Here is a 15,029-nt window from a genome sequence, read left to right on the forward strand (position 1 = left end):
ACCAGTTTTCTGGCTTGCGCAAGGGTTTGAGATGAAAGAAGTTGAAAAAATAGTGGTTTTGGGCACAGGGGGCACGATTGCGGGGACGGCTGCTCAGGCTTCTGACCATGTGGGCTACACCTCTGCACAGTTGGGCGTAGAACAGTTGCTGGCGGTGCTGCCCGGCTTGCCTCGGGTGTTGTCCGGCCGAAGCCTGGTGATGGAACAGGTGGCCCAACTGGACAGCAAGGACATGGATGTGGCCACTTGGCAAGCGCTGGCTGAACGGTGTGCGCATTGGCTGTCTCAGCCGGATGTGCACAGTGTGGTGGTGACCCATGGCACCGACACCCTTGAGGAAACTGCCTGGTTTTTACAAGCGGTTTTGCAGCCTGCCAAGTCCCTGGTTCTGACCTGCGCCATGCGTCCGGCCACGGCCTTGGGCGCCGATGGGCCCCAAAATTTGATGGACGCCTTGGCTGTGGCTGGCGATGCACCCCGTGCAGGGACCTGGGTGGTGTGCGCAGGCAATATCCACAGTGCCCGGCAGGTGCAAAAGGTACACCCTTATCGCCTAGATGCCTTCAGTTCCGGTGACGCCGGTCCGGTGGGTTGGGTCGAAGACGGGCGTGTACGCTGGTCGGCATGGGCTGAGGCGCCGAGGCCAGAAGCGCTAAGGCCAGCGGCTTCATGTCTTGCACTGGTTCTGCAAACTCCGAGTGCCCAATGGCCTCGGGTAGAGGTGTTGCTGAGCCATGCGTGCGCCAGCCGTCAAATGGTGGACGCGTTGGTGCAATCCGGCGTGCAGGGTTTGGTGGTCGCTGGGACGGGCAATGGCAGCTTGCATTCGGCTCTGGAAGCCGGTTTGCAGGAGGCTGTCAGGCAAGGGGTTCAGGTCCGCCTCAGCACCCGGTGCATGACTGGTCAGATCGTGGGCACAGCATTGCCTTGGCCGGACGTCGAAGGGCTCAGTCCGGTCAAGGCGCGCATCAGCTTGTTACTCAGCTTGATGGGTGCTCGTGACGGGGGTCTGAATCAGGGGTAATGAGTGCGGGAGCTTCAGGGGCTGATTATTCAGACAGTGCCGCAAAAGCGCGGGTGGTGATGTCTTCCACGCTGCCGGTGCCGCTGATGGCACGGTACTTGGGTGCAGTGCCTGCATCGGCTTTGGCCCAGTTGGCGTAGTAGTCCACCAAGGGGCGGGTCTGGGCGCTGTAAACATCCAGACGTTTTTTCACGGTTTCTTCTTGGTCATCGGCCCGTTGTACCAGCGGTTCACCGGTCACATCGTCCACGCCTTGCACTTTGGGTGGGTTGAACTTGACGTGGTAAGTGCGGCCCGAAGCGGGATGCGAGCGGCGGCCACTCATGCGTTCGATGATGGCGTCAAAAGGCACATCGATTTCAAGCACGTAGTCGAGCTTGACACCTGCGGCCTTCATCGCATCGGCTTGGGGAATGGTGCGCGGAAAACCGTCAAACAGGAACCCGTTGGCGCAATCGGCTTGGGCGATCCGTTCTTTGACCAGGTTGATGATCAGGTCATCGCTGACCAGACCACCTGATTCCATCACAGCTTTGGCTTGCAGACCCAGCGGTGTACCGGCCTTGACGGCGGCACGCAGCATGTCACCGGTAGAGATTTGAGGGATGTTGTATTTCTGGCAAATGAAAGTGGCTTGTGTGCCCTTGCCGGCACCAGGTGCGCCCAACAAAATCAGTCTCATGGGAAGGTCCTTATCGTTTGAATTCGTTTCAGTCAGACAGGCCTGACGCGTTCTTTTAAGATTATCACGCCAGCCTCAAAGTTGGCTTACGGTGTAAACCCCGGTTCTTAGCTCAGCAGTTGACGCACGCGCTCCAGGTCTTCAGGCGTGTCCACACCGGGTCCGGGCACCTCCGGGGTCACGTGAACGGCAATCTGGTGGCCGTGCCACAAGGCGCGCAATTGTTCCAGAGATTCCATCGTTTCAATGGGCGCGGGTGGCAAGCCCGGGAACAAAGCCAAAAAACCGACCCGGTAGCCATAAATGCCGATGTGGCGCAGCGGGGCGGGCGTGGGCAAGGCCGTGAAGCCTGCGGGCGTCTGGCCATCACGCCACCATGGAATGGGTGCACGGCTGAAGTAAAGCGCCATTTGGCGTGCGTCCATCACCACCTTGACCACGTTGGGGTTGCAAAACTCGGTCAGCGAGGTGATGGCATGGGCCGCCGTACTCATGCTGGCTTCGGGACGCTCGCTCAGCAAACGCGCCACTTCGTTGATGAGCGTTGGCGGCATCAAGGGCTCGTCCCCTTGCACATTGACCACCATGGCGTCGTCGGCCAAGCCCAGCAACTGGCAGGCCTCGGCCAGCCGATCGCTGCCGCTGACGTGGTCTTGCCGCGTCAAAAGAGCCTGAATGCCATGTTCCTTGCAGGCTTGCACAATGCGTGAATCATCGGCTGCCACCACCACCTGGCTGGCTTGGGACTGCAGGGCGCGCTGCGCCACGCGCACCACCATGGGCAGTCCGGCGATGTCGGCCAGGGGTTTGTTGGGCAGGCGGCTGGAGGCCATGCGCGCTGGGATCACCACCGTGAAGCCCTGCGGCTTTGTGGATTGACTCATGGGGTGTGACTCAGAGGGCTGGGCGCAAGGCCGCGAGTTTTTCGACTTCCTCGTCGGTCAGGGTGCGGGCTTCGTTTTCCAGCAGGATCGGAATGCCGTTGCGCACTGGATAAGCCAGGCGTGCGCTGCGCGACAGCAGTTCTTGCTGTTCCCGGTCAAAGTCGAGCGGGCCTTTGGTGACTGGGCAAACCAGTAATTCAAGCAATTTGGTGTCCATGGTGCCCATGATACCGGGCTGAAAGCCTGTGGGCATGCAGACCGGCCGTCTTTTGGCGTCAGTGTGGAACCAGCTGCCTGACCCGGCTGTCCAGTGCGGTCCAAAAGGCGGTTTCCGGCGTGATGACCAAAGGCACGGCCAAGGCGCCTGGTTCGTGGGGCCAGAGTTTGGCCGCGTCTTTTTCGGTGCACAGCCAGGTGCCATCGGGTTTCGGATGGGTTTTTCCTGTTGATTTTGCAACTGGCCAATCCAGGTAGTCGTGGTGGTCTGGCAGGGCGGTGGTGCTGACCAAAGTCAGGTCTGATTGGCGCAGCATCTCGAAAAATGCTTCAGGACGCGCCAGCCCTGCGACCGCGTGCAAGGGCTGGTTTTTCAGCGTGCTCAGCGGCACGTGCTGACCGTCCGCGCTCAAGGCGTAGTCAGCCAGTTGGCGTGTGGCGCGATACCCCTCAACAGGGTCTGCACCCGAAGCGCTGGGGCCTGTGTTCAGCACCCAGTCGACTGGCCGTGGCCAAGGCTCGCGCAAGGGCCCTGCGGGCAACAACCAGCCATTGCCAATGCCGCGTTCGTCCATCACACAAATTTCGATGTCACGCGCCAAGGCCAGGTGCTGCAAACCATCGTCACAAATCAGGATCTGCACATCGGGGTGTGCCTGCAGCAAGCCCAGCGCCGCATCGGCTCTGGCCTGGGCCACCCAAACCGGCACGCCGGTGGCTTGGTGAATCAGCAAGGGCTCGTCACCCACATCCAGGGCTGGGCTGTCATGCACCACGGCGCGGGCGTCCCGGGTCTGGCGCCCGTGGCCGCGCGAGATCACGCCGACGATAAACCCCTTGGCCAGCAAGTGTTTGGCCAAGGCGATGGTGACCGGTGTCTTGCCGGCGCCGCCCGCCACCACGTTGCCCACCACGATCACCAGGGCTGGAACACGTCGGATTTTGAAAAGGCCCGTGGCGAAGGCCATTCGCCGCACGGCCATGAGTGCGCCATAGACAACCGCCAGTGGGCGCAAGGCCCAGGCCAGGGGGCCGCGCTGCAGCCAGACTTGGGGCAGGTGTTGGTGAAGCCAGAACGAAAGCCGCATGCAGGTCAAAAGCTGGGGGCTTGGGCCGCCTGTGCAGCAAAGCTGATTTTGGACAAGCCGCTGCGGCGTGCCGCCTCGAGGGCGTTGATCACGCTCTGGTGCGCGGCCGAGGCGTCCGCACTGATGACCAGCATCGTGTCTTGCTGGGCCAGTGGGGTCAGCACGGCCACCAGCGCAGCGACCGAGCTGCCGCCGATCGGAGATTTGTTGACGGCATAGTCACCGCGTGAGGTGATCGTCAGGACGATTTGACGTGGACGCTGACTGGAGGCACTGGCATCGGCCACAGGCAAATTCAGATGGATCTCGGTCAGGCGAGACCAGGTGGTGGTCAGCATCAAGAAAATCAGCACGACCAGCAACACATCGATGAACGGGACCAGATTGATCTCGGGTTCTGGGGTCGGGGTGCTGGGTCTGAAGTTCACGTGCAACCTTTAAACGTGTTCACGGCGCATACGCAGCAGATGCCGGGCAAAGGCCTCGGCAGCGACTTCCATGGCCAGTACATGACGGTCCACCACGGCGCGAAAGTAGCGCCAAAACATCAGCGAAGGGATGGCCACGATCAAGCCGAATGCCGTGTTGTACAGCGCCACGGAGATGCCTTGTGCCAGCAGCGCTGGCTGGTTATTGGCCGCGGTATGGGCCCCAAAAATGTCGATCATGCCGACCACGGTCCCCAGTAAACCCAGCAAAGGGGCGGCAGATGCGATGGTCGCCAAGCTTGGCAAGTAGCGCTCCAACTGCTGAGCTGACTGGCGACCGGCCATTTGCATGCTGGACTGGAGATCTTCGCTGGAGGCTTTGGGGTTGTCTTGCAAACAGCGCAGTCCGCTGGCCAGAACGGGACCCATGGCCCCGGCCTGCTCCAGCGTCAGGATCATCTCCTGCGTGGGCATGCCGCGCTGTGTGGCCTCGATGGTTTGGGCAAGGATGTTGGCGGGCATGACCTTGGCGTCTTGCAACTGAACCCAGCGCTCCAGGATCAAGGCCAAGGCCAGAATGGAGCAAAGGATCAAAGGCCAAATGGGCCAACCGGCGGCTTGTATGATGCTCAGCAAGAAAATACCTTCCAGTTTTTGGGTCTTGAACGGACTTGATTATCGGTGAATGCCCAGACCCAACGAAGTGCATGGACCTGAGGCACCTCAACCCCCTTTATTTCTGTGGATAACTTTGTGAAGAACTTTGGCCGCTGCGCTGTTTCGCATACTCAGGTATATAAAAATATCTGAATATTTTACCCATCATTTTTAAATTCATGAATAAAATCAACGACTTGGAAATTTTCTTCATGGTTCGGTGCCTAACATTGGCCAAAAATCGAGCTGGGCTGCCCTTGTGGAGTACTTGCGGCCCTTTGACGTGGCTTTGACGCCTGAAAACCTCTTGAAACGCTGATGAAGCCTGCACCCGATGCCCTCCAATGACGATTTAAAGCCCCGCGCGTGGACAGTCTCTGCCTTGTGCCGCGCCGTGGCTGACACGCTGGACGCCCAATTCAACCCGGTCACTGTTCGTGGGGAAATTTCAGGGTTTTCGCGGGCTGCCAGCGGCCATTGTTATTTTTCTATCAAGGATGACACCGGGCAAATACGTTGCGCCATGTTTCGCAGGGCGGCCAGCTTGATGGACTTTGCCCCCCGCGATGGTGAATTGGTGGAAGTACGGGGGCGCTTGGGCGTGTACGAAGCTCGGGGCGACTTGCAAATGGTGGTTGAGTCGATGGCGCGGGCAGGGCAGGGTGTGCTGTTTGAGCAGTTTGTGCGCTTGAAGGCCAAGCTCGAGGCTGAGGGCCTGTTTGATCCCGCCCTCAAACGTGCTTTGCCTGCCGAGCCCAGAGCCATTGGCGTGGTCACTTCGCTGGGCGCAGCCGCCTGGCACGATGTGGTCACGGCCTTGCAGCGGCGCGTGCCCCATATTCCGGTGCTCATGGTGCCGGCCCTGGTGCAAGGCGCTGGGGCTGCTGCTACGCTGGTTCAAGCCTTGCAAAACATGTATGCCCTCACGGCAGAAGACAACCCGCTCAGCCCGCCTGTGGACGTGATCTTGCTGGTGCGCGGTGGCGGGTCGATGGAGGACCTGTGGGCTTTCAACGACGAAAACCTCGCCCGTTGCATCGCGCAAAGCCCCGTGCCGCTCATTTGCGGTTTGGGCCACGAGACCGACTTCACCATTGCCGATTTTGTGGCCGATGTGCGCGCCCCTACGCCCACCGCCGCCGCCGAGATGGCGGCGACCGCGCGGGGTGTCGGCCTCGAAGCCCTGTCCGTGCTGGAAGACCGGCTGACCCGGGGTTTGCAACGCCAGCAAGACCGGCAAGCCCAGCGCCTGGACAGCGTGGCGGCGCGGCTGGGTGTTGGCCTGGCCCGTCAGCAAGACCGCCAGTCCCAGCGGCTGAGTGCGGTTGCCGCCCGCCTGAGCCGCCCACAAGCCCTGTTGGGTCAGCACAGCCAGTGGCTGGACCGGCTGGCGAACGGTCTGCAAGCGGGTGCTCAAACCAGGCTGACCGAGGCGGGGCACAGGCTGGAGCGTCTGAGTGACCGACTGCGCTTCAACCAAGGCCAGCAGGTGCAGCAACGCGCTCAGCGTCTGGAGCGAGCCGCTTTGCGTTTGTCGTCGGTTGACCCGCACCGCGTGCTGGAGCGAGGTTATGCCTGGCTCAGCGATGAAAGTGGCCAGGCTCTGACCCACGCCACCCAGTTTCAGCCAGGCCAATTGGTCCGGGCGACCTTGGCCGACGGGGATGTGCCGTTGAAGGTTCTGGGCTGAGCAGGCCCCTGCGGTGGAATGCGGGTAGGCCGTCACGGGCTGGGCCCTGGGCACCTCATGAGGGCGTACCCAAAATCGGTGCCCAGGGCCCAGCCCATGACGGCGGTGGGTGGCTTGGACCTGGTGCTTGTGTTTTTTCAGTGACCTGCTGCGCCAAAGGGCGATCGCTCAACCCCTAAAATGCAGCGCTGAACCTTCAACTTGCAACAACAAAAGGACACCCTCATGGAACACACCTTGCCCGCACTGCCTTATGCCATCGACGCTTTGGCCCCTCACTACAGCCAAGAAACCTTGGAGTTTCACCACGGCAAGCACCACAACGCCTATGTGGTGAACCTGAACAACCTGCAAAAAGGCACGGAATTCGAGAGCCTGACGCTCGAAGAGATCATCAAGAAGTCCAGCGGTGGTGTCTACAACAACTCTGCCCAAATTTGGAACCACACCTTCTTTTGGAATTGCATGAAGCCCAACGGTGGTGGTGAGCCCACAGGTGCTTTGGCTACCGCCATCAACGCCAAGTTCGGCAGCTACGCCGCTTTCAAGGAAGCCTTCGTGAAGAGCGCTGTGGGCAATTTCGGTTCTGGCTGGACATGGCTGGTCAAGAAAGCCGACGGCTCGGTTGACATCGTCAACATGGGCGCCGCGGGTACCCCCCTGACCACTGGCGACACAGCCTTGCTGACCGTCGACGTGTGGGAACACGCTTACTACATTGACTACCGCAACATGCGTCCAAAGTTTGTCGAGACTTTCCTCGACAAGCTGGTGAACTGGTCGTTCGCCGAGAAAAACTTTGCCTGATCGAAGCTTTCCCCAAGTCAAAAAGCCCGCTGATGCGGGCTTTTTTATGGCAGTCGCACGAATGAGTGCTGAGGTGGCAAATCAGCGAATCATCATCCCGCCATCCGCCACGATGGTCTGGCCCGTCACGTACTGGCCTGCTGGGCTGGCCAAAAACACCGCGATGCCGCCAATGTCGTCCGGCTCGCCCATGCGGCGCAATGGGGCCTGGCTGTTGTACTTGGCGCTCAGCACCGGGTCTTCGTGCAGGGCCTTGGCAAAGTCGGTCTTGATCAGACCCGGCGCAATGCAATTGACCCGAATATTGTCTGGGCCCCATTCCACCGCCAGGTTGCGCGCCAGCTGCATGTCGGCCGCCTTAGACAGGTTGTAGGCGCCGATCACCGCCGAGCCGTGTAGCCCGCCGATCGACGACACCAGCACAATCGCCCCATTTTTTTGGGCCTTCATATCCGGGTAGACCATGTTGCACAGCCAGGTGTTGGACAACACGTTGTTGCGCATGACCTTGTCGAACACCTCATCGCTCATGCCTGTGGTCGGGCCGTAATAGGGGTTGGTCGCCGCGTTGCAGACCAGGATGTCGATGCCACCCCAGGCCGCATGGGTCTGAGCAATCAGCGCTTCAAGCTGGGCCTTGTTGGAGATGCTGGCGGCTATTGCCATCGCTTCGCCACCTTCGGCTTGAATCTCCTTGACCACCGCCTCGCAGGCGTCCAGCTTGCGGCTGGACACCACCACCTTGGCCCCCGCCTTGGCCAACTGGAGCGCGATGGAGCGGCCAATGCCCCGGCTGGAGCCGGTGACAACGGCCACTTGGCCTTTTAAATTGAACAAGGACATGACGAAGCCTCCTGATTGCATGTGCTTGGCAGTCTGCCCGAGACCGATGCAGGCGTCTGTCTTGCGGGCGTCAGGCAGGCGGCATCGCAGGGAGGGGATGGGTCACAATCGTTCCGAACGAGTGAACTTGGGAGGTGTGTGTGGAACAAGTGGATGCAGTGGTGATCGGAGCCGGCGTGATCGGTCTCGCCGTGGGGCGCGCGCTGGCGCTGGCGGGCCGTGAGGTGATGGTGCTTGAATCGGAAAACGCCATCGGCACCGGCACCAGTTCGCGCAACAGCGAGGTGATTCACGCAGGCATTTATTACGCTGCAGGTTCTCTCAAGGCGCGTTTGTGCGTGCAAGGCAAAGCCCTGCTTTACGCCTATTGCGCCGAGCGCGGTGTGGGGCACCAGCGCCTGGGCAAGCTGATCGTGGCCACCCGGCCCGAGCAGGTGCCCACGCTGGACAGCATTCTGGCCAAGGCGGCGGCCAACGGCGTGCACGACCTGCAAAAACTCAGCGCCGCCGAGGCCAAAGCGCTAGAACCTGCACTGGCCTGCGAAGCGGCACTGCTCTCGCCCAGTACGGGCGTGGTGGACAGCCATGGCCTCATGCTCGCCTTGCAAGGCGACATGGAAAACGCTGGTGGTTTGCTGGCGCTGGTCTCGCCGGTGCAGCACATTGGCCTCAAGCACGGTACCGTCACGCACCCGATCCGCGTGACCACCCAAGACGGCACCGAGCTGGCTTGCAAAGTGCTTGTCAATGCCGCAGGCCTGAACGCCGTAGCGCTAGCGCGGGCCATGGACGGACTGGACAATAGCGGGCTGCCGCAAGCACATTACGCCAAAGGCAACTACTTCACGCTGGCGGGCAAGGCCCCGTTTTCGCGCTTGATCTACCCCGTGCCCGAAGCGGCCGGGCTGGGCGTGCACCTGACGCTCGACCTGGGCGGTCAGGCCAAGTTCGGTCCTGATGTGCAGTGGGTGGACGAGCCCGCTGACCTGCAAGTTGAACCGCGCCGGGGCGATGCCTTTTATGCCGAGGTGCGCAAGTACTGGCCTGAGCTGGCGGACGGGGCTTTGCAGTCCGGCTACGCGGGCATGCGCCCCAAGATCAATGCCCCCCATGAAGCCGCAGCCGACTTCATGATCCAGGGCCCTGCTGACCACGGCGTGCCTGGTCTGGTTAATTTGCTGGGCATCGAATCACCAGGCCTGACCAGTTCGCTGGCCATTGCGGCCCATGTCAACCACCTGCTCCAAGAGACTGTCTGATGCACCCCTTTGATGAAGCCACGGCCTTGCAGGCCACAGCCCCCGGCCATTACGCCGGCGCCACCCACCCCGCCTACGCCAACATGGTGGGGCCTTTTGGCGGCACCACGGCAGCGCAGTTGCTCAATGCGGCGCTGCAGCACCCGGACAAACTGGGACAGCCGATTGCCTTGACGGTGAACTTTGCAGCGCCCGTGCAAGACGGCCCCATTGCGTTCATGGCGCGTGCCGTGCGCACCAACCGGTCCACCCAGCACTGGGCGATCGAAGCCAGCCAGGGTGACTCGGTGGTGGCGATGGCCACGGCCGTCTTTGCTGAAAGGCGCAGCACCTGGTCGGACACCGAGGCCGTGCCCCCGCCAGACATGCCACCCGCCGAAGCTTTGCAGCGGATGTTGCCCGGCCCTGACATGCCCGCATGGCCGCACCGCTATGACATGCGCTTTGCGCAAGGCGAATTCCCCGACCAGTTCGATGAGCAGGAGCAGCCACATTCACGTTCAAATTTGTGGGTGCGCGACGAGCCCGTGCGACCGCTGGATTTCGCTTCACTGGCCGCCATCAGCGACAGTTTTTTCCCGCGCATTTACATCCGCCGCCGCCGTCGTGCCTTGATTGGCACCGTTTCGATGACCACTTATTTCCACGCAGACCAGGCCATGCTGTCAGGCGTCGGCACTGCCCATGTGATGGCTACGGCCCGCGCACTCAATTACCGTAACGGCTACTTTGACCAAAGCGGTGAATTCTGGAGCGCCGAGGGCCAGTTGCTGGCCAGCGCCCATCAGGTGGTTTATTACAAGGAGTGAGCGCCTCAGCGCTTCATCTGCTGCAGTGCGCTCGCCACTTCGGTGACCAATGCGGGGCCTTTGTAGATGAGGCCCGTGTAAAGCTGCACCACGTCGGCGCCGGCCTCGATTTTGGCAATGGCGTCGTGGCCGCTCAGGATGCCGCCCACACCGATGATGGGAAAGTCTTTGCCCAGTGCAGCACGCAACTGACGGATCACGCGGTTGCTGCCTTCCAGCACCGGTGCGCCGGAGAGGCCACCCATTTCTTCGGCGTGTAACAGGCCGCTGACGGCATCGCGGGCCAGCGTGGTGTTGGTGGCGATCACGCCGTCCATGCCGTGTTTTTGCAGCGTTGCTGCGATCACGCCCACTTGGGTTTCGTCCAGGTCGGGCGCGATCTTCAGGAACATCGGCACATGCCGCCCATGTTCAGCCGCCAGCGCCTCTCGCCGCGCCACCAGGGCCGCCAGCAGGCCATCGAGCGCTTCGTCGCTTTGCAGGGCGCGCAGGTTCTTGGTGTTGGGGCTGGAGATGTTCACGGTCACGTAGTCGGCATGGGGGTAAACGCCTGCCAACGCGGTCAAATAATCGTCGGTGGCGTTTTCAATCGGTGTGGCGGCGTTCTTGCCGATGTTCAGGCCCAGCAAGCGACCGTTCTGGCGAAACTTGGAGCGTTTGACGTTGGCAATGAAGGCATCCAGCCCGTCGTTGTTGAAGCCCAGGCGGTTGATGAGGGCTTGCGCCTCGGGCAAGCGAAACATGCGCGGCTTGGGGTTACCTGGTTGCGCCTTGGGGGTGACCGTGCCCACTTCGACAAAACCAAAGCCCATGGCGCCCAGGCCGTCGATGCAGCGGGCGTTTTTGTCCAGACCCGCCGCCATGCCCACGCGGTTGGGGAATTGCAGACCCGCCAGCGTGATGGGATGGGCCACAAAGGGCTGGCGGTAGACGCGGTCCAGCGGGGTGTTCTGGGTTCGGGCGAGCCCCTCAATGGTCAGGTCGTGGGCCTCTTCGGGGTCCATCCTGAACAAAAACGAGCGGGCGAGGGCGTAAGGGATCAGGGACATTGGATAATTCCGGCCTGTAAGAGATGTCGAGGTGGCTTTGAAAACGTTGGCCCTGATTGTCTCAAACCCCAAAGCCCTTTCATTTCTTCACCCCCATAAGCCCGCATGACACAAGACGAACTCAAAGCCCTGGTGGGCCAAGCTGCCCTGAAATACGTTGTTCCCGGCGAAATCGTCGGCGTGGGCACGGGTTCCACGGTCAATAAATTCATCGATGCGCTGGCTACCATGAAAGACCAGATCAAGGGCGCGGTGTCCAGCTCCGAGGCCTCAACAGCGCGGCTGAAGGCCCTGGGTATTGCGGTCTTTGACAGCAACGATGTCGACAGCCTGTCGGTCTACATCGATGGTGCCGACGAAATCGACCACCAAGGCCACATGGTCAAGGGCGGTGGCGCGGCGCTCACCCGCGAAAAGATTGTGGCGGCCCAGTCCAGGCAGTTTGTCTGCATTGCCGATGAAAGCAAGCTGGTCGATGTGTTGGGGGCCTTTGCCTTGCCGGTGGAGGTGATCCCGATGGCAACCGCCCGCGTCATGCGCCAGTTTGCGGCCATGGGGGGAAGCGCAGCCGTGCGACTCAAAGATGGCCAGCCCCTGGTCACCGACAACGGTCAATTCATCTTGGATGTGAAGGGCCTGAAGATCACCGACCCCGTGGCGTTTGAAACCGAAGTCAGCCAGTGGCCTGGCGTGGTCACTGTGGGGGTTTTTGCCCACCAGAAGGCGCAAGTCTGTTTGCTCGGCACCTCTGAAGGGGTGAAGACTTTGACCTTTTGAAGTCAGCTAAGCCGCTTGCGCAACTCGGTCTTGAGCACTTTGCCGTAATTGTTCTTGGGCAGGCTGGCCACGATTTCGTAACGTTTGGGGCGCTTGAAGCGGGCAATCTCTTGCAGGCAAAGGGCGTCGAGCATGGCGGTGTCGAGCGCATGGCCTGTTTGCGGCACCACAAAGGCCACCACCACTTCACCCCATTCCGGGTCTGGCGCACCCACCACCGCCACTTCGGCCACGCCCGCTGCGTGCAGCAGCACTTCCTCGATCTCCCGGGGATAGATGTTGGAGCCACCGCTGATGATCATGTCTTTGCTGCGGTCTTTCAGGGTCAAAAAACCGTCAGCGTCCAGGCAGCCCATGTCGCCTGTGAACAGCCAGCCGCTCTGGATGGCGCTGGCCGTGGCTTCAGGGTTGCGCCAATACCCGGCCATGACGCTGTCGCCCTGGATCAGCACTTCACCCACCTCGCCCGTTGCCAAGTCTTGTCCTTGTGCATCGGTCACCCGGATACGCACGGGAGTTTGGGCCACGCCGACCGAGGCCAGCCGTTCCAGGTGAAGCGGGTGGGCGGTGTCTTGCAGGTGGTGCCGGGACAGCGCCGTGCCCACCATGGGGCTTTCGCCTTGGCCGTAAATTTGTACAAAGCACGGCCCCATCACGCGCAGTGCCCGCTGTATGTCGGCGGCATACATGGGTGCGCCGCCGTAGACCACGGTCTTGAAGGCTTGGCTGCAAGTCTTTATTGAAAGACCCGTGGCCTCGGCGTGGTCCACCAGCCGCTTCACGATGGTGGGCGCTGCAAACATCGACAGTGGCCCGATTTGCTCACCCAGCGAAAACAGCTCTGCCGGATCGAACCCGCCTGAAGGTGGCACCATGTGCCGGGCCCCTGCCATGAGGTGGGGAATGGCGTACATGCCTGCGCCGTGTGACATGGGGGCCGCATAGGCGATGGTGTCTTGCGGGCCGATGGCGTCCACATCGCAGAAATAAGCCAGCCCCATGGTCATGAGGTTGCGGTGGGTGATCATCACGCCTTTGGGCCTGCCGGTCGTGCCACTGGTGTAAAACAGCCAGGCCAGATCGTCGGCATGGCGTTCTGCAATGGGGGTTGCAGCAACGGATGCAGAACCCTCTGGCGGCAGTGACCACAAGGCATCGGCTTCGGCGCTGTCCAGGTCGATGATCCGCGCCAGCCCATTGAGCTGGTCATCGGTGTTGCTGGTGATGTCGGCGGTCACGAAGGCCCAGCGGGCCTGGGCGTTGTCCACGATCCATTGGGCTTCGCGCAGGTGCAGTTTGGCATTGATGGGCACCACCACCAGCCCGGCCCACCAGGCGGCAAACACCACCTCCAGCGTGCGCACATGGTTGCGCATGAACAGTGCCACCCGGTCCCCCGGCTGCAGGCCTGCAGCTTGAAACTGGCGGGCCAGGTGCTGGCAGCGCTGCGCCCACTGGCCATGCGTGGCCACCACCTGCGTGCCGCTCAGGATGGCGGGACGCTCCGGGGCGATGCGGGCTTGTCTTTGCAACAAATGGGCGAGGTTCAATGGGGGTTCCTGCAAAACAGTGGGCCATTGTGAGCTTGAAGCACCTGCACAGGCTGTCTCGCCCAGGTCTTATCGGCGCTGCCTTGTGAATGGCGCCTTACTGGCGGCGCATCAGCAAGCGCAAATCTGGGCCGATCCGGTCCACTGCATGAAAGGCCAGTTTCACCGAGCCGCTGAGATCGGTCAGCGCGGGCAGCTTGGCCATGCCCTGGCCGGGGCCAAGCAGTTGCGGGGCGACATACAGCAACAACTCGTCCATCAGGCCTTCCCGGATGAACGAGCCATTGAGCTTGTGACCTGCCTCCAGATGCAGTTCGTTGATTTCGCGCCGGGCCAGATCAACCAGCATGGCCGCCAGATCGACCTTACCTTGGGGGCCAGCCATGTCGATCACGGTGGCGCCTTTGGTTTCAAGGGCTTGCCGCTTGCCATCGAGGCCTGTGGCTGCGGTGTAAATCCAGATCTTGCGGGCCAGATCGGCTGTGCCCAGGGTTTCAAACAGGCGGGCATCCAGTGGGGTCTCCAGCCGGCTGTCCACAATGACCAGATGGGGTTGGCGCGGCACATCATGGCCACGCACATCCAGCCGCGGGTTGTCTTCCAGCACGGTGCCTATGCCCGTCAACACGGCGCAGGCACGAGCGCGCCAGGCGTGGCCATCACTGCGGGCAGGTTCGCTGGTGATCCATTGGCTTTGCCCGTTTTGCAGGGCAGTTTGTCCATCCAGCGAAGCAGCGATTTTCATGCGCACCCAGGGTCGGCCACGTTCCATGCGGCTGAAAAAACCGATGTTCAGTTCGCGGGCCTGAAGGGCGATGTCGTGTTTCGGGTCGAGCGTTTCGGTGTGCACGCCTGCGGCTTGCAAGCGTTGCAGGCCTTGGCCCGACACTTTAGGGTTGGGGTCGGTCAGGGCGGAGACCACCCGGCCAATGCCTGCGGCAGTCAGTGCATCGCAACATGGCCCGGTTCGGCCGTGGTGGGCGCAGGGCTCCATCGTGACCCAGGCGGTGGTGCCTTTCAGACCGTGTCCGCGCGCTTGCGCATCGCGCAACGCCATGATCTCAGCATGGGGCCCACCAGCGCGTTGGGTGTGGCCCTGGCCCAGCACCTGGCCATCAGCGGCCGTGATGACACAGCCCACGCGGGGGTTAGGCGAGGTCAGCCACAAGCCCTCATTGGCCAGCGCCAGCGCGCGGTGCATGGGGTGATCCGGGGCAAAGCTGAAAGGGGGCGGCAAGGGAGTAGACATCACGGCAGGAATAGTCG

The 15,029-nt window shown here is 61.7% G+C and carries 16 protein-coding genes; 6 read left to right on the forward strand and 10 right to left on the reverse strand.

Going from position 1 to position 15,029, the window contains the following annotated elements:
• Positions 1-31 precede the first annotated feature (31 nt).
• Positions 32-1,024: an asparaginase gene (locus tag ACIQ3A_RS02375; RefSeq protein WP_396430156.1), complete on the forward strand. Its 993-nt coding sequence runs from the start codon at positions 32-34 to the stop codon at positions 1,022-1,024.
• A 25-nt stretch (positions 1,025-1,049) separates the two neighbouring features.
• On the opposite strand, the gene adk is transcribed toward ACIQ3A_RS02375, so the two are convergent.
• The 6 genes from adk to ACIQ3A_RS02405 form a co-directional block, all read right to left on the reverse strand.
• Positions 1,050-1,706: an adenylate kinase gene (adk, locus tag ACIQ3A_RS02380; protein WP_396430157.1), complete on the reverse strand. Its 657-nt coding sequence runs from the start codon at positions 1,704-1,706 to the stop codon at positions 1,050-1,052.
• A gap of 107 nt (positions 1,707-1,813) precedes the next feature.
• Positions 1,814-2,590 (reverse strand): 3-deoxy-manno-octulosonate cytidylyltransferase, encoded by a 777-nt coding sequence (gene kdsB / locus ACIQ3A_RS02385; protein ID WP_396430158.1) that lies wholly within the window; start codon positions 2,588-2,590, stop codon positions 1,814-1,816.
• A gap of 10 nt (positions 2,591-2,600) precedes the next feature.
• A complete protein-coding gene (locus ACIQ3A_RS02390) occupies positions 2,601-2,807 on the reverse strand; it encodes a Trm112 family protein (protein ID WP_396430159.1) in 207 nt (68 codons plus the stop codon).
• Positions 2,808-2,865: 58 nt separating this feature from the next.
• Positions 2,866-3,894, reverse strand: coding sequence for a tetraacyldisaccharide 4'-kinase (gene lpxK, locus ACIQ3A_RS02395; RefSeq protein ID WP_396430160.1), 1,029 nt, complete (start codon positions 3,892-3,894; stop codon positions 2,866-2,868).
• A 5-nt stretch (positions 3,895-3,899) separates the two neighbouring features.
• On the reverse strand, positions 3,900-4,322 hold the full coding sequence (locus tag ACIQ3A_RS02400) for an ExbD/TolR family protein (protein WP_396430161.1): 423 nt from the start codon (positions 4,320-4,322) through the stop codon (positions 3,900-3,902).
• A 9-nt stretch (positions 4,323-4,331) separates the two neighbouring features.
• Positions 4,332-4,958: a MotA/TolQ/ExbB proton channel family protein gene (locus ACIQ3A_RS02405; protein ID WP_396430162.1), complete on the reverse strand. Its 627-nt coding sequence runs from the start codon at positions 4,956-4,958 to the stop codon at positions 4,332-4,334.
• Positions 4,959-5,313: 355 nt separating this feature from the next.
• Between ACIQ3A_RS02405 and xseA the strand changes: the two genes are divergently transcribed.
• Together xseA and ACIQ3A_RS02415 are read left to right on the forward strand one after the other, a co-directional pair.
• Complete coding sequence (gene xseA / locus ACIQ3A_RS02410) at positions 5,314-6,669, forward strand: exodeoxyribonuclease VII large subunit (protein ID WP_396430163.1); 1,356 nt, start codon at positions 5,314-5,316, stop codon at positions 6,667-6,669.
• Between the two features lie 225 nt (positions 6,670-6,894).
• A complete protein-coding gene (locus ACIQ3A_RS02415; RefSeq protein WP_396430164.1) occupies positions 6,895-7,476 on the forward strand; it encodes a superoxide dismutase in 582 nt (193 codons plus the stop codon).
• A gap of 81 nt (positions 7,477-7,557) precedes the next feature.
• Here ACIQ3A_RS02415 and ACIQ3A_RS02420 read toward each other — a convergent pair whose 3' ends face one another.
• Positions 7,558-8,319, reverse strand: coding sequence for an SDR family NAD(P)-dependent oxidoreductase (locus ACIQ3A_RS02420; RefSeq protein WP_396430165.1), 762 nt, complete (start codon positions 8,317-8,319; stop codon positions 7,558-7,560).
• Positions 8,320-8,459: 140 nt separating this feature from the next.
• Between ACIQ3A_RS02420 and ACIQ3A_RS02425 the strand changes: the two genes are divergently transcribed.
• Positions 8,460-9,578, forward strand: a complete 1,119-nt coding sequence (locus ACIQ3A_RS02425) for an NAD(P)/FAD-dependent oxidoreductase (RefSeq protein WP_396430166.1) — start codon at positions 8,460-8,462, stop codon at positions 9,576-9,578.
• On the forward strand, positions 9,578-10,387 hold the full coding sequence (locus ACIQ3A_RS02430) for an acyl-CoA thioesterase (protein WP_396430167.1): 810 nt from the start codon (positions 9,578-9,580) through the stop codon (positions 10,385-10,387). Before ACIQ3A_RS02425 ends, ACIQ3A_RS02430 begins: the two co-directional genes overlap by 1 nt.
• Positions 10,388-10,392: 5 nt before the next feature.
• On the opposite strand, the gene ACIQ3A_RS02435 is transcribed toward ACIQ3A_RS02430, so the two are convergent.
• On the reverse strand, positions 10,393-11,436 hold the full coding sequence (locus tag ACIQ3A_RS02435; protein WP_396430168.1) for a quinone-dependent dihydroorotate dehydrogenase: 1,044 nt from the start codon (positions 11,434-11,436) through the stop codon (positions 10,393-10,395).
• Between the two features lie 105 nt (positions 11,437-11,541).
• Between ACIQ3A_RS02435 and rpiA the strand changes: the two genes are divergently transcribed.
• Positions 11,542-12,213, forward strand: coding sequence for a ribose-5-phosphate isomerase RpiA (gene rpiA, locus ACIQ3A_RS02440; protein WP_396430169.1), 672 nt, complete (start codon positions 11,542-11,544; stop codon positions 12,211-12,213).
• Between the two features lie 2 nt (positions 12,214-12,215).
• On the opposite strand, the gene ACIQ3A_RS02445 is transcribed toward rpiA, so the two are convergent.
• On the reverse strand, positions 12,216-13,763 hold the full coding sequence (locus ACIQ3A_RS02445; RefSeq protein ID WP_396430170.1) for a class I adenylate-forming enzyme family protein: 1,548 nt from the start codon (positions 13,761-13,763) through the stop codon (positions 12,216-12,218).
• A gap of 97 nt (positions 13,764-13,860) precedes the next feature.
• On the reverse strand, positions 13,861-15,012 hold the full coding sequence (gene ribD, locus ACIQ3A_RS02450; RefSeq protein ID WP_396430171.1) for a bifunctional diaminohydroxyphosphoribosylaminopyrimidine deaminase/5-amino-6-(5-phosphoribosylamino)uracil reductase RibD: 1,152 nt from the start codon (positions 15,010-15,012) through the stop codon (positions 13,861-13,863).
• Positions 15,013-15,029: the final 17 nt, after the last annotated feature.

This window comes from Limnohabitans sp. (genome assembly GCF_044361985.1).
Lineage (GTDB): Bacteria > Pseudomonadota > Gammaproteobacteria > Burkholderiales > Burkholderiaceae_C > Limnohabitans_A.